The organism is Bacillus sp. AY2-1, assembly GCF_008368965.1.
Taxonomy (GTDB): domain Bacteria; phylum Bacillota; class Bacilli; order Bacillales; family Bacillaceae_G; genus Bacillus_A; species Bacillus_A thuringiensis_S.
This window is the reverse complement of record NZ_QPEL01000054.1, coordinates 23,664-45,222: the sequence shown is the minus strand read 5'-3', so window position 1 is coordinate 45,222 and position 21,559 is coordinate 23,664. Positions and strand designations below refer to the sequence as shown.

Below are 21,559 nucleotides of genomic sequence, written 5' to 3'. Positions count from 1 at the left end.
AAATTAGAAATACGGGACATCCCGGAGGGGAAGGTTACTGACATGAAATCATGCGTCTGGACTACCAACCAGAGCTGTGTTTTTGTATTTCTTTCACTTTTATTATATCTTTTTTTCCATAATCTTCATATATTCAGCAATCATTTTTTTATGCGATCCCACAATATAGTCAGGTAGTTCTGTTACTGAAAAGAATTTAAGCTGAACTGCTTCTTCTTTATTCATAACAAAATCCCCTTCGTATTCATCCGTATAATAGGCGGTTGTTACAGATTGAAATTCATCACCGTTTGCTAATTTTGTAAAGTAGTTCGCTCCAGAAAATACATTGATTAGTCGCAAGTTCTTCACTTTTATTCCTGTCTCTTCATATACTTCACGATAAGCTGTTTCTTCTGGTGATTCACTAAGCTCCATTAGCCCGCCAGGTAGCCCCCATTTTCCGTACGGCTCTGTCCGCTGCTGCAATAAAACATAACCATTTTCATTTATAACGAGTACAACAGCACCAACTAAAATTAAAGGGCGATGACCAACTATTTTTCGTAATTCTTCTACATATCCCACCGTATCGCCTCCTTTTTCGTTGTCCACACTATTGTATCATATGTACAAAACGACAAAATGCGTATATTTTTCATTTTTTTAACAAAATATTTATTTTATGTGATTCATCTACTGTAGCTAACATAATGGATTCAATTTCCGCACTCTTCTCTAAAAACTCTTTTGCCCACTCTTCTGGTTTTTCTATTAAAGCGAGAACGTCCTGTTGAATCCTTCCATTTTTCACTAAAATGAAAGAAACTGGAGACCTTCTCCCCGCCACTTTTAGATCCCGCCGAGAAGCTGCTTCATATTCTGGATACTGAAATATAGAAACAACGCCACTCGCTTCCCATAATGCTAATTTAACCGTTTGAATATCGCTCACATTTCGCATACGAAGTTCCGAAAACAAATATTCCAAGGTAATTCTCGCCTTTTTCAAATTGCTAAAATCAATGGAACCATTGTGTATAAGAATAATAGGTGCAGGCTCTAAAAAGCGTCTCCATCTATCCCATTTCAGCATTAAAACTGAGCTTATAATATGAAGTACAACAAGTATGAACGTTGTAATCATCGAGCCCAGTAACCCTACTTTTTCATCAGACAATGCGTTAGAAATATTCCCACCAAGCAATAACACTAATACAACATCTAAAAAACGAAGTTGTGCGATAGACCTTTGCCCCATCGCTTTCGCAACTAATATTAAAAATATGTATGCTATAATAGCCCGAATAACCCATTCACTATTAGAAAGATGCCGTGCTCCTTCAAAAATATGCATATGCATCAATTTGCACTCCTTACCCGTCTCAAACTGCTATCCTGTTTTAGTTTGCAACGTTTATGAGCATATATGTAAAAAAGCTGATTCGTTTAAAAACGAACCAGCTTTTTTTACTTAACTGAAAACATATATTTTTTATAAGTTTTCCGTACCGATAGTATGAGCCCCATCATAATCATATTCGAGAATAAGGAACTTCCCCCATACGATAAGAAAGGTAATGCAATACCTTTTACAGGCATTAATCCAACGATCATACCGATGTTTTGGAATATTTGAACTGTTAATATACCAATCGATCCAGCGCATAATAATGTACCAAATAAATTATCAGCGGAATAACCAATAATAATTGTTCGATATAGTAGTAATAGGAACAAGAAGACAACTAACGCTGCTACGATAAACCCACCTTCTTCGGCAATTGTAGCGAAAATAAAGTCAGTATGCTTCTCTGGGATATAGACGCTTCCTCCCCCAAACCCTTTACCTTCCATTCCTCCACTACCTACAGCTAAAATCGATTGTTGCGTTTGGTAACCTTGATCTGCATTTTCAAATGGATTTAACCAACCTACAATACGCGACTGTTGGTGAGGTTTTAGTAAAGTAACTAAATTATTATAGAAAAAATCTTGATACTTAAAGAAAATAAATATTAAAGCAGATAATATGGTCAACGGAATAACTGTACATAATGCTATCAATTTCTTTTGTATACCCGACATAAATAAAATACATGCAATTGCAGCAGCATATAAGAACACCATACCTGTATCCGGTTGACTATATACAACCGCCATAGGCGGAAGTGACACTAGCATAATTTTACCTACTAGCTTTAAATCTGTTTGGAATGTCCTTGCCATATACTGTGCATTATGTTTCACTGCTATACTCGCTACTACAAGAAGCAATGCAATTTTGAAAAACTCAGACGGCTGAATTTGTCCAAATACTGGGAAAACAAACCATCTTTTTGCACCTAATTTTTCAGGTGTAAAACCTGATGGTGGTAATACTTTCAAAAGAATAAGTGAAGCAAACCCAGCAATATAAAGCGGCCAAGACAATTTTTGCAACTGATCTAAGTCAATGCTAGCAATAAGAAGTAACAATACAACCCCAATTATGTAGTTAATCCCCTGCTTCATAGCAAAGTTTGCAGCTCCATACTGTCCCGTTTGCTGACTGCTATATATAGCAGCTATACTCGTCACACATAGTGCACACAAAATTAAAATTAATTTTACATCTAAACTTTTTAGAAACTCGGTACTTCTTTTCATGACATCCTCCTGAAACATTGTTACAGCAAAATAAAAAACCAGGAGTCAACATTCTTCATGTTTTGACGACTGATTACACATTATCTATAAAACACTTATATAGAATAACTCTCTTTTTCATACAATACAATATATTATACTACAGTTTCATCAGTAAGATTTGCCAAAAAAATTATTCTTTTCTTATTTTATATCCATATACCATATATCAGCAATGTATTTTCGTAAATTCCTAATACATAATCGTTTATTGTAAGATTACTGGGAAAGGTATTTATACATATAGTAGGATGTAGATGAAGAAATAAGACGATAAAAAGCTCGCATAAGCGAGCTTTTTATTAATATACAGATGTATTGTTTTCTGACATGTTTTCTAAAATTTCTTTAACACGTCCTAAGAACTTACCACAGATTAAACCATCAAGTACGCGGTGATCAAGTGATAAACATAAGTTAACCATGTCACGAGCACCGAACATACCATTATCCATAATTACTGGGCGTTTTACAATTGATTCAACTTGTAAAATAGCCGCTTGTGGGTAATTAATAATACCCATAGATTGAACAGAACCGAATGATCCTGTGTTATTAATTGTAAATGTTCCACCTTGCATTTCGTCTGCTTTTAGCGATTTCGTGCGTACTTTTCCTGCAAGTTCTGTAATTTCACGAGCGATACCTTTAATTGTTTTCTCGTCCGCTTGCTTAATTACTGGTACAAATAATTCTTCCTCTGTTGCAACAGCGATAGAAAGGTTAATATCTTTCTTCTGAACAATTTTATCGCCAGCCCACATTGAATTAATTTGAGGATACTCTTTTAACGCTTGTGCCACTGCTTTTACGAAGAAAGCAAAGAACGTTAAGTTAAAGCCTTCACGCTTCTTAAAGTCACCTTTAATTGAGTTACGGTATGACACAAGGTTTGTCACATCTACTTCAATCATCATCCAAGCGTGTGGTGCTTCGTGTTTACTGCGTAACATGTTTGCTGCGATTGCTTTACGCACACCTGTTACTGGAATTTCGATATCTCCAGGCATTGTAGGTACAGAAACTGGTTTCGCAGCTTCTACTTTTTGCGCTACTGGTGCTGCTTTTGGTGCTTCTGGGCGAGCTTCTACTACTACCGCTACAGCTTCCTCTTTCTTCGCACCTGCTTGTGGAATATTTCCAGATTCCACTAGCTTTAAAATATCTTTACGAGTGATACGGCCGTTTGCTCCCGTACCCTCTACTAAATCTAAATCAACGTTATGCTCACCCGCAAGTTTTAACACAGCTGGTGAAAAACGTGGTTTTCCATCAGTTGGTTGTTTTACTTTCGGTGCTTTTTCAGGCGTAATTGCTGCTGCCTTTGGTTCTTCTTTCGTTTTTTCCTCAACAGCTGTTGCTGCTACTTCGTCTGCGCCTTCTACTTGAATCACACAAACTACTTCACCTACAGCTAACGTATCACCTTCACCAGCGATTAACTCTTTCACAATACCAGTGAAAGAAGATGGTACTTCAGCATTTACTTTATCAGTCATTACTTCTGCAAGCGGATCATACTTGTTTACGTGATCGCCAACATTAACGAGCCATTTACTAATTGTGCCCTCTGTAACGCTCTCCCCGAGCTGAGGCATTGTAATATTTTCTACAGCCATGTATAGTCCCCCCGATTAAAATTCCGCAAGTTCACGCATTGCTTTTTCAACTTTATCTGGATTTACCATAAAGAATTTTTCCATTGTTGGTGCATATGGCATTGCTGGAACGTCTGGACCTGCAAGACGTGCGATTGGCGCATCTAAATCAAATAGACAGTTTTCAGCAATAATTGCTGCCACTTCACTCATAATGCTTCCTTCTTTATTGTCTTCTGTTACAAGAAGAACTTTACCTGTTTTAGAAGCTGCTTCAATGATTGCTTCTTTATCTAATGGATATACAGTACGTAAATCAAGAATGTGTGCAGAGATGCCATCTTGTGCTAACTTTTCAGCTGCTTGAAGAGCAAAATGAACACATAATCCGTACGTGATAACTGTAATATCATCACCTTCACGTTTTACATCTGCTTTTCCGATTGGTAATACGTAGTCATCCTCCGGCACTTCACCTTTAATTAAACGATATGCACGTTTATGTTCGAAGAATAATACTGGATCTTCATCACGAATGGCTGCTTTTAATAAGCCTTTTGCATCATATGGTGTAGAAGGGATAACGATTTTTAAACCTGGTTGGTTTGCAAACATCGCTTCTACAGATTGTGAATGATACAATGCACCGTGAACCCCCCCGCCAAATGGTGCACGGATTGTAACTGGACAAGTCCAATCATTATTAGAACGATAACGAATTTTTGCTGCCTCAGAAACAATTTGGTTTACTGCTGGCATGATGAAATCAGCAAACTGCATTTCAGCGATTGGACGCATACCATACATTGCTGCACCAATTGCTACCCCAGCAATTGCAGATTCTGCAAGCGGTGCATCAAGCGCACGATCTTCACCAAATTGATCATACAAACCGTGTGTCGCTTTAAACACGCCACCTTTTTTACCAACATCTTCTCCTAAAACGAATACTTTCTCATCGCGTTCCATTTCTTCGCGCATTGCTAATGTAATAGCATCAATATAAGACATTACAGCCATGAAACGTTCCCCCCTATTCTGCGTATACGTGCTTCAATGCATCTTCAGGTGCTGCATACGGAGCATTTTCTGCATATTCTGTTGCTTCATTTACGATATGCATAATTTCGTCTAACATTTGTTTTTCCGATTCCTCAGTTAACACACCAGCTTCTTTTAAATAAGCCGCGAATGTTATAATTGAATCTTTTTTCTTTGCTTCTTCTACTTCTTCTTTATCACGATAAACACGATCATCATCGTCACTAGAATGTGCTGTTAAACGATATGATACTGTTTCAATTAAAGTTGGGCCTTCACCACGACGACCGCGATCTGCTGCTTCTTTTACAGCTTTATATACTGCAAGCGGATCGTTTCCGTCTATTGTATATCCAGGCATACCATAACCAATTGCACGATCTGATACGTTTTTACATGCTAATTGTTTTTCAACCGGAATAGAGATTGCATATTTGTTATTTTCACACATAAAAATAACAGGTAGTTTGTGTACACCAGCAAAGTTTGCCCCTTCATGGAAGTCACCTTGGTTTGAAGAACCTTCTCCAAATGTAACGAACGTTACTAAATCTTTCTTCTCCATTTTTCCAGCTAGTGCAATACCAACTGCATGTGGTACTTGCGTTGTTACTGGAGATGAACCTGTAACAATACGATTTTTCTTTTGACCGAAGTGACCAGGCATTTGACGACCACCAGAGTTTGGATCTCCAGCTTTCGCGAAAGCAGACAACATAAGCTCTTTAGCTGTCATACCAAATGCTAGTACAACACCCATATCACGATAGTATGGTAATGCATAATCTTTCTCTCTATCAAGAGCGAACGCCGCTCCAACTTGTGCAGCCTCTTGTCCTTGACAAGAAATTACGAATGGAATTTTACCAGCGCGGTTTAATAACCACATACGTTCGTCGATTTTACGTGCAAGTAACATCGTACGGAACATTTCTAATACTTGCTCATCACTTAAGCCAAGCTCTTCATGGCGCTTTTCTTTTACTTCTGCCATTTTTCATAACCTCCTAAATCCACATTTTTATGCGTGTAACGCTCTTCCATCTACAGCAAGTGCTGCTTCACCAATCGCCTCAGATAATGATGGATGCGGATGAATTGTATGTGCTACTTCCCAAGGTGTTGCATCAAGTACTCTTGCAAGACCAGCTTCAGAAATCATATCTGTTACATGTGGTCCAATCATATGAACACCAAGAATGTCATTTGTCTCTTCATCAACTACAAGTTTTACGAAACCATCTGATTCTCCGTATACAAGTGCTTTTCCGATTGCGCGGAATGAGAACTTACCTACTTTTAACTTATAGCCTTTTTCTTTCGCTTCTTGTTCTGTTAAGCCAACAGAAGCAACTTCTGGACTGCTATATACGCATTTTGATACCATAGAGTAATCAATTGGTGTAACTTCTTTCCCTGCAATATGTTCTACTGCAGCAATTCCTTCATGAGAAGCAACGTGAGCAAGTTGCAAACCACCGATTACATCTCCAATTGCGTAAATATGCGATTCTTTCGTTTGATAAAACTCATTTGTTTGAATGTATCCTTTTTCCACAACGATATCTGTGTTCTCTAAGCCAATATTTTGCGTATTCGCTTGTCTTCCAACAGATACAAGCATTTTTTCAGCTTTAAATTCTTTATTCTCACCGTTATGTTCAGCTTGGATTGTTACTCCATTATCTTTTACCAATGTTTCTGGTAATACTTTTGCACCAGTTACCACTTTAATACCTTTTTTCTTGAATAGACGTTGCATTTCTTTTGAAACGTCTTGATCTTCTAGTGGTAATATCGTTTTTGCATACTCTAATACTGTAACTTCTACACCGAAGTCAGCAAGCATAGATGCCCACTCAATACCGATTACACCGCCACCAACGATAATAATCGAACTAGGAAGCGTTTCCATTTTTAGGGCATGATCCGAAGACATTACGTATTCTCCATCTAATTCTAAACCTGGTAATGAATTTGGACGAGAACCTGTTGCAACAAGTACATTTTTTGGAATTAACATTTCATTCTCTTCTCCACTTGCAAGTTCAACTGAAATTGTCCCTGGCATAGGAGAGAAAATAGACGGGCCAAGAATACGACCAATACCTTCAAACACATCAATTTTACCTTGTTTCATTAAATGTTGAACGCCTTTATGAAGCTGCGTTACAATCTTCTCTTTACGCTCTTGTACTTTCGCAAAGTTTAGTTCTACATTGCTTGCAATAACTCCGAACTCTTCGCTTTTTTTAGCAGTTGCATATACTTCCGCACTACGTAAAAGAGCTTTACTAGGAATACATCCTTTGTGTAAACAAGTACCACCAAGATTTTCTTTTTCGACTAGTGCTGTTTTTAATCCTAATTGTGATGCACGAATTGCAGCAACATATCCACCAGTACCGCCGCCAACGATGACTAAATCATATTCTTTTGCCATTATCTCAACCCCTAGCTACCGTTTCTTTTTCACGTACAACGTATTCTTTTGGAGCTTCTTCTTCACGTAACACACGAAGTGCTCCTTCTGCTAACGCTTCTAACTCATCTTCGCCTGGATGTACGATAACATCTGCAATCCAGTCCACTCGCTCTTTTATTTCATCGACAAGAATTTTACTGTATGCCAGTCCACCAGTTAATACGATTGCATCGATTTTCCCGTGAAGTACAGCGCTAGCTCCGCCAATCTCTTTTGCAACTTGATATGCCATTGCCTTATAAATAAGAGTTGCTTCAGGATCACCTTTTTCAACCATTTTCTCTACTTTAATCGCATCATTTGTACCGATTAAACTTACAAGTCCACCTTGTCCGACAAGTTTTTTAATCATTTCATCACGGTAATACTCACCAGAGAAACACATTTCTACTAGTTGCCCTACTGGTACTGTACCAGCGCGCTCTGGACTAAATGGTCCTTCTCCGTTTAAACCGTTATTCACATCGACTACTCTTCCTTTTTTATGAGCACCAACTGTAATGCCACCGCCCATATGTGTAACTAATAAATTTAAATCCTCGTATTTGTGATTTAACTGTTCAGCTACTTTACGAGCAACTGCTTTTTGATTTAATGCATGGAAGATACTTTTGCGTTCCATACCAGCAATGCCACTTATACGAGCAACCGGCTCCATCTCATCTACAACGACAGGATCCACAATGAATGCAGGGATATTTAATCCAGAAGCAATTTCATATGCCAAAATGCCTCCAAGGTTTGAAGCGTGATGACCGCTAAAGCCATTTTTCAAATCTTCTAACATCGCATCGTTTACTGTATAAGTACCGCCTTCGATTGGACGAAGTAATCCACCACGTCCACAAACAGCGTTTAATTTTGAAATGTTAATACCATGAGAATGTAGAACTTCTAAAATCGTTTCTTTTCGAAACTCATATTGGTCGATAATTCGCTTATATTTTCCAATCTGTTCTACGTCATGACGAATCGTTTCTTCTAGAACGGGTCTTTCATTATCAAAAACACCAATTTTTGTGGATGTACTACCTGGGTTAATAACAAGAATTCGATTTACAGACAATGTTGCTACCTCCACTAATAAATTCAAAAGGAAGCGGAAACCTCATAAGAGGTAACCACACCTTTTGTAAAAGTTATATATGAATGATTAGCGACGGCTAATAATATCGTGACCGTTGCGTAAGTAAGTGCTACGAGAATTTTTCAAGCTTGCAATGCGCTCTTCAGCTAGACGATCTGCCGCTACATAAGTTGCTATGCCATCGCGTTTTGAAATTTCGATTACTTTTGCAATCGTGTCATAAATAGACTCAACACGTTTTAGTGCACGTTCTCTATTGTATCCATATAATTCGTCTGCTACGTTAATTACGCCACCTGCATTAATTACATAATCTGGTGCGTATACAATACCCATTTCATGAATGATGTCACCGTGACGATCTTCTTTTAATTGGTTATTTGCAGAACCTGCGATTACTTTTGCTTTAAGTTGTGGAATAGTTTCATCATTAACTGTTGCGCCTAATGCACATGGTGCGTAAATATCGCATTCAACACCGTAAATTTCATTTGGTTCAACTGCTGATGCACCGAATTCTTCTACAGCACGTTGTACAGCTTCTTTATTAATATCTGTAACGATTAATTTTGCTCCTTCAGCGTGTAAATGTTTGCATAGATGATATGCTACGTTACCAACGCCTTGAACAGCAATTACTTTTCCTTCTAAATTGTCAGTACCGAAAGCTTCTTTTGCAGCTGCTTTCATACCACGATAAACACCGTATGCAGTTACTGGAGATGGGTTACCAGAAGAACCGAATGATGGTGAGATACCTGTTACAAAGTCAGTTTCTTCGTGGATAATATCCATATCATCTACTGTTGTACCAACATCTTCAGCTGTAATGTATCGTCCGTTTAGTCCTTGGATATAACGTCCTAGTGCACGGAACATTGCTTCACTCTTATCTTTACGAGGATCACCGATAATTACTGTTTTCGCACCACCTAAGTTTAAACCAGCTGCTGCGTTTTTGTATGTCATCCCTTTTGCAAGACGCAATGCATCTTCAATCGCCGCTTCTTCAGAATCATATGTCCACATTCTTGTTCCACCAAGAGCCGGTCCAAGTGTTGTATCATGAATTGCAATAATTGCTTTTAAACCAGATTCTTTATCTTGACAAAATACCACTTGCTCATAATCATATTTTTCTAAGTATTCGAAGATTTCTAATGTCATTGTCGTTTCCCCCTAATGTTTTACCCTTTTTGGTTTATTTTGAAGCAGTCGCAACTGCCAATGCTAATGAATATACTTTTGTTTCTGCTGAATCAGCACGAGATGTTAAAACAATCGGTGCTTTTGCGCCAGCAATCATTGCTCCTACTTTTGCATCCGCAAAGTATACGAGTGATTTATATAGCACATTTCCAGCTTCAATCGTTGGGACGAGTAAAATATCTGCCTTACCTGCTACATCACTTACTATGCCTTTATGCTCTGCTGCAATTTGTGATACTGCATTATCTAAAGCAAGTGGTCCATCAACGATACAATCTTTAATTTGTCCGCGGCGATTCATTTGTGTTAACATCGCTGCATCAATTGTCGCCTGCATCGCTGGATTCACAACTTCTACTGCTGCAATTGGTGCCACTTTTGGCAAGTCGATTCCTATTGCCTGGGCAACTTCTACAGTATTTTGTATAATAGCAGCTTTTTGTGTTACATCAGGTGCGATGTTCATCGCTGCATCTGTAACGAAAATAAGACGATCATAATTTGGAACTTCAAATGCTGCTACATGTGAAAGTACGCTACCTTTACGTAGGCCCCACTCTTTGTTTAACACAGCCTTCAAAATATTCGCTGTTGGGATGTTCCCCTTCATAAGCACGTCTGCCTCACCATTTCTCACAGCTTTAACAGAAAGTTCTGCAGCCTCTGCATTAGACATTGCTGCAATCACTTCAACATGTTCTGAAGTTTGTAAACCATGTTCTTGTAGCATCCCCATTATTTTTTCTTGATTTCCATATAGACGAAATTGAGCTAGCTGTAATTTAATTGCTTTCGCTACAGCTTCAATTACTTCATGATCTTCAGCTACTGCTACAGCTACAGTTTTTTTAGGCTGTCCCGCTGCTTGATCAATTAAGTATTCTAACTTCATATTTTGTAATCAACCCTTTCCGTCGTCCCTCGTCTATTTATAAAGCAAATACCGTGCCAACTTTTAAAAGTGGTCTTACCAATAATGAAAACGCATTCAAAATGCAGTAAAATCAATACTTTGGAAAATAACAAAAGATTCTGTCTTATTTTGTCGCTTTTTGTATACCATGCAATAAATTGCACAGTACGCAATTTATTGCATGCTATTTTTTGCATGGTCATACTTTTCTAGCTTATAATATAAATTTCGTACGGAAATTCCTAACGCTTTTGCAGTTTGTGTTTTATTCCCATCAAATCTCTCCAAATATTCATGAATAATATTCCCTTCAAACTCTGTCACTAAATGTTCAAGTGGCTTTTCTTCTAATTCAGGTAATAAATGAGATTGCTTTGACTCCACCTGCTCTTCGTTATGTAATGGTGGTAAATGTTGTACATCAATATATATCTCGTTATAATTCATAAAAATAATCGCTCGTCCTAAAATATTTTCAAGTTCTCTCACATTCCCTGGCCATTCGTATGATTGTAAATATAAAATAGCTGAATCAGTGAGCCCTTCTACATTACGACCATAATCTTGATTAATTTTTTGAATCAACCTGTCCGCAATTTTCGGTATATCTCCTTTACGTTGACGAAGAGATGGAATTTGAATTGGAATTTTATTTAATCGATAATATAAATCCTCCCTAAACTTCCCTTCTAGAATAGCCTTTTCTAAATTCACATGTGTCGCTGCAATTACTCGAACATTAATAGGTATCGCTTTCGTTCCACCAACTTTTACAATTTCTTTTTCCTGCAATACACGAAGGAGTTTCGCTTGTGTATTTGCAGATAACTCCCCTATTTCATCTAAAAAAATACTACCGTTATTCGCTTCCTCAAAGAACCCACGTTTCCCGCCTCTTTTCGCTCCAGAAAACGCCCCTTCCTCATAACCAAATAATTCACTTTCTAACAACGTCTCCGAAATGGCCGCACAGTTTACACGGACGAACTTATTGTATTTTCGATTACTTCCATTATGGATTGCATGGGCAAACAATTCTTTACCAGTCCCAGATTCACCGCGTAACAGTACCGTTGCCGGTGTATTCGCTCCTAGCTTCGCCTGTTCGATAGCTGCAGTTGTTTCATCTGAATTTCCGACAATATCATCAAAAGAATATTTCGCTTCTAATGTGCGAATGATTTGCCTCGCTCTATTCAATTCATTTGTTAACTTTTGAATTTCCGACACGTCACGGATAACGCCGACGCTTCCTTTCAATATTCCATCCACAATAACTGGCGCTACGTTTACAATTACATCGCGCTTTTTTTGCCCAATCTTCATATGTATTCCGCGCACCGCACGACGCGTTCGAAGTACTTTCATATGCATACTTTCGCCTTCTACAATATCAGTTGTAGCAGGCTTCCCAATAATATCTTCTTCTGTTAAACCCGTTAATTTCGTATATGCCGGGTTAATGACTAAACCTCTTCCTTTTTCATCCACAACCGAAATCGCTTCTTCAGATGAGTTAATAATCGCCTCTAATAGTGTTTGAATTTCTTTTAAGTCTGTAACTTCTTCCGCTAAATCTACAACTTCTGTTATATCTTTAAAAATTGCAAATGCCCCTTGTACCTCTCCGCCCTCTTTTAATATCGGTATACGCGTTGTAATAATTTTCTTTCCATTCTCTAATGTTAGTTCATAATTTACTTCTATTTGTTTCGTACGTATAATGCGAAGTAATTTACTAGTCGGAATAACTTCTAAAATATATTTTCCTATCGCCTCTTCTTTTTTATATCCGATAATACGCTCTGCACTTTTATTAAAAAGACGAACTTGTCCCTCTTGATCAATTACGATCATGCCGTCATGCGTAGAATTTAAAATTAATTCTCCTTGTTGCGTTTGTTCCTCTAACCGCCCAATTAACCCTTCCTTCTCATGCGCTAATCCTGTAACAATTTTTGCAATATCACCTGGTATAAGAAGAGTGTCTTTTTTCTTTTTTTCCAATAAAACTTTATGTACATCATCTTCACCTGTCATATCAAATATTACATCGATATGCATAGAAAGAAATGGAGTTACACTTTCTCCAATTGCAATTCCATATTCCTTAGCAATTTGTAATCCTTTTGCCAACGGATTTATATCAATAATCCCTATAATTTGAAATATATTCGAACTATATAACAGATTCAGCAGTGCGCTCCCGCCTTCACCTGCACCAACAATTAATACTTTTTGTTTCATATATTACACTTCCTCTCGAAGTAACTCTGCAAATTTTTTCACACCCTTATCTTACTCGTTCAACCCCCTCTTGACAAACCCCCTTTTCATATAACATCATTAAAATAAACAAAATAATCTGAAAAGGAGCGTTTATATGCAGCGTTACCTTGCTCTATCATTAGCACTCATCCCTATTTCATTAGCTGTGTTTGGTATAAAGTTAATGAGAGATACTGTATTCGGGATTCTATTTCCACCAATCTCTATACTGTGGTTACAATTTTTAATCGGCGCTCTCTGCTTCGGGCTCGGGTTTTATATTTTTGGTGGCTTCGTCGTACACCGAGATCGTAAACGAAATAAAGTACAAGCTCGCTTCAGAAGATAGGAATGCCCCACTATTTATAAATAAAAAAATGAGACCGTTACACGCGGTCTCATTTTTTTATCGGCAATAACGTTCTTGCCGTTTCAGGGTAATCAGTAATAATCGCCGATATATTCATATCAAAATATTTACGCATAAGCGTTTCTTCATTAATTGTATAAGGGCGAACCTCTACACCACTTTCCATCGTTAGTTCAGCAATAGCATCTTGAAGGTAACGATAATTCGGATGTACTGCTGTAGCCCCCATTTTTTTCGCGTATGCCCACGGACTATGCAAACCTTCGCGATATAAAATTGCAGTTTGAATATCAGGAGCCATCATATGGCACCGTTTCATACTGTAGTGATTAAACGAAGAAAATACAACGCGATCCTCTAAACTAAATTTCCGCACAAGCGTTATAACTTCTTCCTCTAAACCTCTATATGGAATTTTATTATTTTTAAGTTCAATATTAAGTAGCAAACTCGTTTGTTCAAGCCACTCTAATACCTCTTCTAAAAGTGGTATTTTACAAAAACCTACTTTATCACCAAATTTATAACTTGCATCTAACTTACATAAGTCCTCATATACATAATTCCGAACCGCACCTTTTCCATTTGTAGTCCGGTCCACCGTTTCATCATGAATGACGACAACTTTTCCATCTTTCGTTAATTGAACATCAAGTTCAATTCCATCCGCTCTAAAAGACTCAGCCGCTTCAAATGAAAGCATTGTATTTTCTGGGTACGTTCCAGCCGCACCACGATGCGCAAATATAAGAGTCATCCTCACTCCCCCAATCTTATGCTATACTATACGAAAAAGGAGGTACTTCTATGAGACCATTGCAAATTTCTCCAGATACTGCAGTCCGCTTATCAAAAGCACTAGGTGTTCCACTTGAACAACTCATCCATATGCCGCAACACATTTTAATTCAAAAGCTAGTTGAATTAGAAAAACAAAATAAAGACGAAGAATAATACAGTCCTGTTTTGCAGGGCTTTTTATTATTTTCTATTATATCACGGATGACTTCCCTGCTAAAATCCTTTAACAGATGTGCTACGATGCGATTTAGCCGTTCCTTTATTATTTTTGTTACAAATCATAAAGAAAGCAGACTATTTATTTATAAGCCCCCATTGCGTCCTTAAACACGATCATAAAAAACTAGAAGCCCTTTATATTATTTTTTATTGAACGTGCGGAGCATCCCCTGATTCGTATAGTTCTTTCGCTTTTTCCTCCCCGAATGTAGTTAAAATATAATGTTGCTCTTCTACCGCATCCATCGCTCTAGTTGCTTTACAAACGTTATCTTCTTGAACATCCGAGAAATAATTGTGATCTTCTACAATTTTACTAAAATCTTTTTGTGCCCATCTATTAGCAATTGCTAATAGCTCATTTTTCTTCGAAAAGCTACTCTTATTTATGATTTCTTTTAATTTTTTAGCATTATTTTGAATCATTGGGATAGAGCCCGATTTTCGTTCTGCCACCACTTTTTGATGAGTCATGCGATGCATCGCTGTAATGACTTCTCTTTCAGTAGAATTTTCAGTAACATACACATCAACAAAGACCCCATCTACCTCTCTACCTACTATTGTTTGGTCTTCTTTTTTATCTATTTGAGCGCTCACTTCTTTATCTACTGGATTATCGGCAAGTTCTAACATCCCAAATGTAACTGCAATAGCAAGAACTCCCATAGCTGCTACTATTCCTAGCCAAGTTGAAATTTTATTTTTCATTCCCCTTCCCCCTATCTATATCTATTTAATTGTCTTATAAAAAAACTCACTTACATGTAATATTACTAAAAATAGGTTTTATTTTCCATAATATCAAATAATCTCTTTTTCTAAACAAAATAAAAAAACCAACGAATTATAACATTCATTGGTCTTTCATTAAAAAGTTTATTAGTTTTAAAATTACTGTCGAGTATAGAGTTCCAGCATGCATCGGTTTTACTAAAACAAAAACCCTTTTCTACTTCTACTCTCAGCTAGCTTTATGTTCAAGTCTCAGCTTATCCGCAACCATTGCGATAAACTCAGAATTCGTAGGTTTTGCTTTTGACATGGATACTGTATAACCGAATAAGGACGAAATAGAATCAATATTCCCACGGCTCCACGCTACTTCAATCGCGTGACGAATTGCGCGCTCCACACGGCTTGCTGTTGTATTATATTTCTTTGCGATATCTGGATACAATACTTTCGTAATCGATCCTAATAATTCGATATCGTTGTATACCATGGAGATTGCTTCTCGTAAATACATATATCCTTTAATATGAGCGGGTACACCAATTTCATGAATGATACTCGTAATACTCGCATCTAAGTTTTTCGGTTTTCCATCTACTGTTGTTGCTGATCGGAATGATGGTAGTGGACGTTTAATCATAGCGTTTGCTTTACCACTCACTTGACGAATATGACTCGTTAAATTCTCCATATCAAATGGTTTTAATATGAAATATGAGGCACCTAAGTCAACTGCTTTTTTCGTCACATCTTCTTGCCCGAATGCTGTCAACATAATTACGCTAGGCTGTTTTAACCTTTCAATATGTCGCATTTTTTCCAATACAGCTAAACCATCTAAGTGTGGCATAATAATGTCTAAAACGAGTACATCAGGTTGCTTATCTGCTAATAAGTTTAAACACTCTTGACCATTATAAGCAGTACCGATTACTTCCATATCATCTTGAGCAGCTACATAGCTCTCTAACATTGATACTAGTTCTTTATTATCATCCACAAGACATACTTTAATTTTCTCCACAGCTTTTCCTCCCTTACCGAATCGATTCTCCGACATGTGTATCCTTCTAGGCTACATGAATTGTTCGACAATTGTGTGAAAATTCCCTTTTAAAGTTTCTTACTTTCCGATAAAATCACAAAAAAATATGTTTATCGTTCATTTATTCCCTTTCGCAACACATTCCATCATAGAAATACAACGAAACGTTCAACCCTTTTCTTTTATTTTACAACAAAAAACACCTCTTGCGGAGCTTTTACAAAATTTCAACGAATTTTTCAACAGAAAAAGCGAGCTAATATATATATTAGCTCGCTTTTTTCTCTTGATCATAAATATTAATTCCAGCTTGATGTAACATCCATTCAATATGAACACCATATCCTGATGTTGGATCATTTACAAATACATGCGTAACAGCACCAATTACTTTTCCATTTTGTACAATTGGACTTCCGCTCATCCCTTGTACGATACCGCCCGTTTTCGCTAATAGACGTTTATCTGTTACTTTTATTACCATACCCTTTGTGGCTGGGAATTTTTGTTGCACTGTACTAACAACTTCAATATCAAACGCTTCTACTTTATCTTGATCAATAACTGTTAATATTTTTGCCGGTCCTTCTTTTACTTGATGAGATAATGCGATAGGCATCGCTTTATCCATTATACCGTTTTTCATATTCGTATTTAATTTGCCAAAAATACCATATGGACTATTAATTGTAATATTGCCAATCACTTCACGATCTGGTGAGAATCTTGCTAATTTCTCCCCTGGATTCCCATGACTACCTCTTTCAATTGATGTGACTGTCGAGCGCATAATTTGTCCATCTTCGACTTGAATCGGCTTTTTCGTATCATTATCAGAAATAACATGACCAAGTGCCCCGTATTTCATAGAATCTGGATGAACAAATGTCATCGTTCCAATTCCAGCTGCCGAATCACGGATATACAAGCCAATTCGATAAGACGATTCACCGTTGTCTTTTTGTGGAGTTAGCTTCGTACGAATATATTTTCCATCTCTTAACAATACAAGATTAAGCGGTTCACCTGTTTCTCCACTATTATGAATAAACGGTGCTACATCACTCATTCTTTCAATTGTTTTACCATTAATTTCAGTAATCATATCTCCAATTTGTACACCTGCTGTTTCACCAGGAGATATTTTACCCTTTTCAGTTTGAATTAAATGATGGCCTACAACAAGTACACCTTTTGTATTTAATTTCACACCAATTGATTGTCCACCTGGAATTACTTTAAAATCTTTTAACACTTTCACATTTACTTTTTTCACTGGAAAACCAGCAAGCTGAAATACCATATCAGCTTCACCATTTTGATGAGAATTTACCATAAGTCCTTGTTTTTGTTCACTCGAACTCACTGTAAATACATGACGATTTGTGGATGAAGCTTTGAAAACTGGTAATGATGATATTTCTGATTGTTGTCCTTCAAAAACAACAAGTTGTTTCGGTGATGAAATAAACGTTCGAAGCGGTTTAAAACATCCAATAAAAACTAAAGAAACAAGGAGACAAAGACCTATTATTTTTCGAAATTTTTCTAATTTCAACTTGTTCACTCTCCTCGCTCCTACCCCACATTCAGCCTCTTGGCTTCACTTTTTAATCTCTCCTTGCAGTGCATTATTTATAACCGGAAGAATTAAGAAATCGTCATTTGAGAAAAAAAGCTATCCATTACTGGATAGCCTCTGCTGTCTGTTTAAAATGATGCGCTTGCGTAAGTAATTCTTTCGCATGCTCTGTCGTTAAATCTGTGATTTCTACACCAGAAATCATTCGAGCTATTTCTGTTACTTTATCCTCCATAGTTAAAACAGTAACTGATGTAATTGTCCGATCATTCGCTACTTGTTTTCGAATAAATAAATGTGAATCCGCCATTGAAGCTACTTGAGGTAAGTGCGTAATACAAAGTACTTGCGAGTTTACTGATACTCGATAAATTTTTTCCGCAATAGCCTGTGCGACTCGGCCACTTACACCCGTATCCACTTCATCAAAAATAACAGATGCAACCCCTTGATGCTTAGAAAAAATGCTTTTTAAAGCTAAAATAATACGAGATAACTCTCCGCCAGAAGCAACCTTTGAAAGTGGTTTTAACGGCTCTCCTGGGTTCGTTGAAATATAAAATTCCACATGATCGTAACCATCCACCGTAAGTCTTACCGGTGCACCTTCCACAAGGGGTTCTTCTGCATTTCCTGCTCTCTTCATAATTCGCACTTCAAATTTCGTTTTTTCCATATATAATTCTTTTAATTCCTGATGAATTGCATTTGTAAGATGTTCTGCAAGCTCATGACGCATATTACTTAACAACGTTGCTTCTTTCAGAATAACACTCTCTAATTCCTTCAACTGTTTCTTCGTCGTTTCAATATGAACGTCTTTATTTTCAATTGTAAAAATTTCCTGTTCAATTTTATCTGCATACGCTAAAATCTCTTCTACAGTATTTCCATATTTTCTCTTTAGCATACGAATTTCATTCAAACGTGTTTCGATTTCATCTAAACGATTTGGATCATATTCCATCATATCGAGCTTTTCTCTCAGTTGATAGGCAACCTCTTCTAATAAGTAATAGCTATTTGCAATTGAATCATAATTCTCTTGATACATTTCATCTAAATGTGTAATACTTTCCATTTGTCCCATTGCACTTCTTACATTATCTAACCCTTGTCCGTCGGCACTTAACGAACGATATGCATCACCTAACGCTTTATAAATCTTTTCAAAATTAGAAATTTGCAATCGTTCCTCAGTTAATTCATTTTCTTCATCCATCTTTAAATCTGCCTTGCGAATTTCTTCATGCTGAAATTGAATTAAATCTAAGCGATGTGCCATTTGTTGTTCATTTTCACTTAACGATTTCAATTGTTTTTTTAATTTTTCATAGTCAGCGTATACATTTTGATATATGTCTAATTGTTTAACGATTCGATCCCCATCAAAGTGATCAAGCATAAACAGATGTCGTTCTTCATTCATTAAATCTTGTGTTTCGTGCTGTCCATGAATATCAACAAGTGATTTCCCAATTTCTTTTAATATGCTAAGTGTAACAAGCTTCCCATTTACACGACATACACTCTTTCCGTTCGCAGCAATATCACGCTTTAAAATAATCATGCCATCTTCTATTTCTATATCTAACTCTTCTGCCTTTTCAATACATGGATGCTTCTCATCTTCAACATAAAATAGCCCTTCAATCTCAGCCTTTTCTGTTCCATATCGAACAAATTCTGCTGATCCACGGCCACCTACAAGTAAACTAATCGCATCAATAATAATCGATTTTCCGGCCCCTGTTTCACCGCTTAAAACCGTTAAACCTTTTTGAAAAGAAATATTTAATGCTTCAATAATAGCAAAGTTTCTAATCGATAATTCCGATAACAATGCCCCATTCACCTCGTTATAAAATAATCCCTTACTAAAGGATTTTCTCAGTTCTTCATTCAAATAATCATGTTATATATTTGTATGTATATACTCTTCTAACCCGCTTCATTGTACCAAACATTTGTTTTACGGGTCAATCCATCTATTTTCTAACTTTATGCAAACAAAATATTATATTACAATTGAAAATTCATATTTTTAACCAATAAAAATATCTTGTTCACTTTCCACTTTACGATGGAAAGCAAACAAGATTTTTTGTTACAACATATTTAAGAAACGATCAGAGACAACACCTGTATCGTCAGGTGTACGGCAAATAATTAAGCAAGTATCATCACCACAGATGGTTCCGATGATCTCATCCCACTCTAAATGATCAATAAGTGCTCCAAGTGAATGAGCGTTACCAGGCAATGTTTTTAGCACAAGCATATGTCCTGCCGTGTCTAATTTTACAAATGAATCCACTAGATTTCGTTTTAATTTTTGTAACGGGTTAAATCGTTGATCTGCTGGCAAGCTATATTTATAGCGCCCATCATGTAATGGCACCTTCACTAAGTGCAGTTCTTTAATATCGCGCGATACTGTTGCTTGCGTTACATTAAATCCCTCATTACGTAAAATATCAACTAATTCATCTTGTGTTTCAATTTCTTTGTTTGCAATAATTTCCCTGATTTTAATATGGCGCTGACCTTTATTCATACATTTGCACCTCACACTATCTCTTACCATAGTTTAAACATTGGTATACTTCACTTATTTATGTTAACTTATAATTCGTTTCTTGTACACAATTGTTTTTACAATCATTATACAATTACAGCAAAAAGAGGAACAACATATGTTATTCCCCTTTTCCTTTTTGTTTTAGAACGTCATGCGCTTCTGTAACAACTTGCTCTATAGAAATCGGAGAATGATTTTCGCCATTCTCACGTTCACCATGCCATTTCAGATGAATTAAAAATTCAATATTACCGTCTCCACCCGTAATTGGTGAAAATGTTAAACCTTCCACATCATAGCCTTCTTTTAAAGCAAACTCGACAATCATTTCTACAACAGCTTCATGTACTTTTCTATCACGAACGATACCTTTTTTCCCAACTTGCTCTCTTCCAGCTTCAAACTGTGGTTTAATTAACGCCGCTACATCTCCGTTAGGCATAAGCATTGTTTTTAAAACTGGCAGTATAAGCTTTAATGATATAAATGAAACATCAATACTTGCAAATTGAGGTAAACCACGTTCTAAGTCTGCTGGTGTCACGTAACGGAAATTTGTTCGTTCCATTACAACAACACGCTCATCTTGACGTAATTTCCACGCTAGTTGATTGTATCCTACATCTAATGCATAAGATAATTTCGCTCCATTTTGAAGCGCACAATCTGTAAAGCCACCAGTTGATGAACCAATATCTATCATAACTTTATCTTGTAAATCAAGATGAAATGTCTCTAATGCCTTTTCAAGTTTATAACCACCACGACTTACATACGGCATAACTTGTCCCTTCACCGTAATCTCAGTATCTTGCGAGATTTTCTCTCCTGGCTTATCAAGTCTCATTTCATTTGCATATACGAGTCCCGCCATAATGGCGCGCTTTGCTTTCTCACGCGTTTCTATAAGTCCTCGCTCTACTAATAGTACATCTACTCTTTCTTTTTTTACGCTCAT

20 protein-coding genes are annotated in these 21,559 nt (G+C 36.9%); 2 read left to right on the top strand and 18 right to left on the bottom strand.

Annotated features, from left to right (window positions below; translation table 11 throughout):
- Positions 1–102 precede the first annotated feature (102 nt).
- From DN403_RS14075 to DN403_RS14015, 11 genes are all read right to left on the bottom strand, one after another.
- Positions 103–567 (bottom strand): NUDIX hydrolase, encoded by a 465-nt coding sequence (locus tag DN403_RS14075; RefSeq protein ID WP_000542551.1) that lies wholly within the window; start codon positions 565–567, stop codon positions 103–105.
- Positions 568–637: 70 nt separating this feature from the next.
- Positions 638–1,342 (bottom strand): DUF421 domain-containing protein, encoded by a 705-nt coding sequence (locus tag DN403_RS14070; protein WP_000550957.1) that lies wholly within the window; start codon positions 1,340–1,342, stop codon positions 638–640.
- A 107-nt stretch (positions 1,343–1,449) separates the two neighbouring features.
- Positions 1,450–2,628 (bottom strand): FtsW/RodA/SpoVE family cell cycle protein, encoded by a 1,179-nt coding sequence (locus DN403_RS14065; protein ID WP_000831177.1) that lies wholly within the window; start codon positions 2,626–2,628, stop codon positions 1,450–1,452.
- 341 nt (positions 2,629–2,969) lie between these two features.
- On the bottom strand, positions 2,970–4,286 hold the full coding sequence (locus DN403_RS14055) for a dihydrolipoamide acetyltransferase family protein (RefSeq protein WP_000257646.1): 1,317 nt from the start codon (positions 4,284–4,286) through the stop codon (positions 2,970–2,972).
- Between the two features lie 15 nt (positions 4,287–4,301).
- Complete coding sequence (gene bfmBAB / locus DN403_RS14050) at positions 4,302–5,285, bottom strand: 3-methyl-2-oxobutanoate dehydrogenase subunit beta (protein ID WP_000290071.1); 984 nt, start codon at positions 5,283–5,285, stop codon at positions 4,302–4,304.
- Positions 5,286–5,298: 13 nt separating this feature from the next.
- On the bottom strand, positions 5,299–6,300 hold the full coding sequence (gene bfmBAA / locus DN403_RS14045) for a 3-methyl-2-oxobutanoate dehydrogenase subunit alpha (RefSeq protein ID WP_000852551.1): 1,002 nt from the start codon (positions 6,298–6,300) through the stop codon (positions 5,299–5,301).
- 27 nt (positions 6,301–6,327) lie between these two features.
- Complete coding sequence (gene lpdA, locus DN403_RS14040; protein ID WP_001051295.1) at positions 6,328–7,749, bottom strand: dihydrolipoyl dehydrogenase; 1,422 nt, start codon at positions 7,747–7,749, stop codon at positions 6,328–6,330.
- A 4-nt stretch (positions 7,750–7,753) separates the two neighbouring features.
- A complete protein-coding gene (buk, locus tag DN403_RS14035) occupies positions 7,754–8,857 on the bottom strand; it encodes a butyrate kinase (RefSeq protein WP_000115782.1) in 1,104 nt (367 codons plus the stop codon).
- Between the two features lie 87 nt (positions 8,858–8,944).
- The gene (locus DN403_RS14030) at positions 8,945–10,045 is read right to left on the bottom strand and encodes a leucine dehydrogenase (protein ID WP_000171355.1); all 1,101 of its coding nucleotides are present in this window, start codon (positions 10,043–10,045) and stop codon (positions 8,945–8,947) included.
- Between the two features lie 34 nt (positions 10,046–10,079).
- A complete protein-coding gene (gene yqiS, locus DN403_RS14025) occupies positions 10,080–10,979 on the bottom strand; it encodes a phosphate butyryltransferase (RefSeq protein ID WP_000764673.1) in 900 nt (299 codons plus the stop codon).
- A gap of 195 nt (positions 10,980–11,174) precedes the next feature.
- Positions 11,175–13,247, bottom strand: coding sequence for a sigma-54 interaction domain-containing protein (locus DN403_RS14015; protein WP_000810981.1), 2,073 nt, complete (start codon positions 13,245–13,247; stop codon positions 11,175–11,177).
- Positions 13,248–13,383: 136 nt separating this feature from the next.
- Between DN403_RS14015 and DN403_RS14010 the strand changes: the two genes are divergently transcribed.
- A complete protein-coding gene (locus DN403_RS14010) occupies positions 13,384–13,617 on the top strand; it encodes a DUF2627 domain-containing protein (RefSeq protein WP_001190195.1) in 234 nt (77 codons plus the stop codon).
- Between the two features lie 49 nt (positions 13,618–13,666).
- Here DN403_RS14010 and DN403_RS14005 read toward each other — a convergent pair whose 3' ends face one another.
- Positions 13,667–14,395, bottom strand: coding sequence for a glycerophosphodiester phosphodiesterase (locus tag DN403_RS14005; RefSeq protein WP_000172594.1), 729 nt, complete (start codon positions 14,393–14,395; stop codon positions 13,667–13,669).
- Between the two features lie 50 nt (positions 14,396–14,445).
- Between DN403_RS14005 and DN403_RS14000 the strand changes: the two genes are divergently transcribed.
- Positions 14,446–14,592 carry a YycC family protein gene (locus DN403_RS14000; protein WP_149185539.1) on the top strand — a complete coding sequence of 49 codons (147 nt, stop codon included), beginning with the start codon at positions 14,446–14,448 and terminating at the stop codon, positions 14,590–14,592.
- A gap of 213 nt (positions 14,593–14,805) precedes the next feature.
- Here DN403_RS14000 and DN403_RS13995 read toward each other — a convergent pair whose 3' ends face one another.
- The 6 genes from DN403_RS13995 to DN403_RS13965 all read right to left on the bottom strand — a co-directional run bounded on the left by DN403_RS13995 (position 14,806) and on the right by DN403_RS13965 (position 21,559).
- Positions 14,806–15,369 (bottom strand): PRK06770 family protein, encoded by a 564-nt coding sequence (locus tag DN403_RS13995; RefSeq protein WP_000791083.1) that lies wholly within the window; start codon positions 15,367–15,369, stop codon positions 14,806–14,808.
- A gap of 253 nt (positions 15,370–15,622) precedes the next feature.
- Entirely contained in the window at positions 15,623–16,417 is a 795-nt protein-coding gene (gene spo0A, locus DN403_RS13990) for a sporulation transcription factor Spo0A (RefSeq protein ID WP_014894889.1), read from the bottom strand.
- Positions 16,418–16,706: 289 nt separating this feature from the next.
- Positions 16,707–18,005, bottom strand: a complete 1,299-nt coding sequence (gene spoIVB, locus DN403_RS13980; RefSeq protein ID WP_074789158.1) for a SpoIVB peptidase — start codon at positions 18,003–18,005, stop codon at positions 16,707–16,709.
- 118 nt (positions 18,006–18,123) lie between these two features.
- The gene (recN, locus tag DN403_RS13975) at positions 18,124–19,863 is read right to left on the bottom strand and encodes a DNA repair protein RecN (RefSeq protein ID WP_000947759.1); all 1,740 of its coding nucleotides are present in this window, start codon (positions 19,861–19,863) and stop codon (positions 18,124–18,126) included.
- Between the two features lie 264 nt (positions 19,864–20,127).
- Positions 20,128–20,577, bottom strand: a complete 450-nt coding sequence (gene argR, locus DN403_RS13970; RefSeq protein ID WP_001032580.1) for an arginine repressor ArgR — start codon at positions 20,575–20,577, stop codon at positions 20,128–20,130.
- Positions 20,578–20,719: 142 nt separating this feature from the next.
- Positions 20,720–21,559 (bottom strand): TlyA family RNA methyltransferase, encoded by an 840-nt coding sequence (locus DN403_RS13965; protein WP_000111874.1) that lies wholly within the window; start codon positions 21,557–21,559, stop codon positions 20,720–20,722.

Coding starts and splice junctions, on each gene's coding strand:
- bfmBAA (WP_000852551.1), bottom strand. CDS start 6,300: ATGGCAGAAGTAAAAGAAAAGCGCCATGAAGAGCTTGGCTTAAGTGAT.
- DN403_RS13995 (WP_000791083.1), bottom strand. CDS start 15,369: ATGAAAAATAAAATTTCAACTTGGCTAGGAATAGTAGCAGCTATGGGA.
- DN403_RS14005 (WP_000172594.1), bottom strand. CDS start 14,395: ATGACTCTTATATTTGCGCATCGTGGTGCGGCTGGAACGTACCCAGAA.
- lpdA (WP_001051295.1), bottom strand. CDS start 7,749: ATGGCAAAAGAATATGATTTAGTCATCGTTGGCGGCGGTACTGGTGGA.
- DN403_RS14030 (WP_000171355.1), bottom strand. CDS start 10,045: ATGACATTAGAAATCTTCGAATACTTAGAAAAATATGATTATGAGCAA.
- bfmBAB (WP_000290071.1), bottom strand. CDS start 5,285: ATGGCTGTAATGTCTTATATTGATGCTATTACATTAGCAATGCGCGAA.
- DN403_RS14065 (WP_000831177.1), bottom strand. CDS start 2,628: ATGAAAAGAAGTACCGAGTTTCTAAAAAGTTTAGATGTAAAATTAATT.
- DN403_RS14055 (WP_000257646.1), bottom strand. CDS start 4,286: ATGGCTGTAGAAAATATTACAATGCCTCAGCTCGGGGAGAGCGTTACA.
- DN403_RS14010 (WP_001190195.1), top strand. CDS start 13,384: ATGCAGCGTTACCTTGCTCTATCATTAGCACTCATCCCTATTTCATTA.
- DN403_RS13965 (WP_000111874.1), bottom strand. CDS start 21,559: ATGAGCGTAAAAAAAGAAAGAGTAGATGTACTATTAGTAGAGCGAGGA.
- yqiS (WP_000764673.1), bottom strand. CDS start 10,979: ATGAAGTTAGAATACTTAATTGATCAAGCAGCGGGACAGCCTAAAAAA.
- DN403_RS14070 (WP_000550957.1), bottom strand. CDS start 1,342: ATGCATATGCATATTTTTGAAGGAGCACGGCATCTTTCTAATAGTGAA.
- DN403_RS14015 (WP_000810981.1), bottom strand. CDS start 13,247: ATGAAACAAAAAGTATTAATTGTTGGTGCAGGTGAAGGCGGGAGCGCA.
- argR (WP_001032580.1), bottom strand. CDS start 20,577: ATGAATAAAGGTCAGCGCCATATTAAAATCAGGGAAATTATTGCAAAC.
- DN403_RS14000 (WP_149185539.1), top strand. CDS start 14,446: ATGAGACCATTGCAAATTTCTCCAGATACTGCAGTCCGCTTATCAAAA.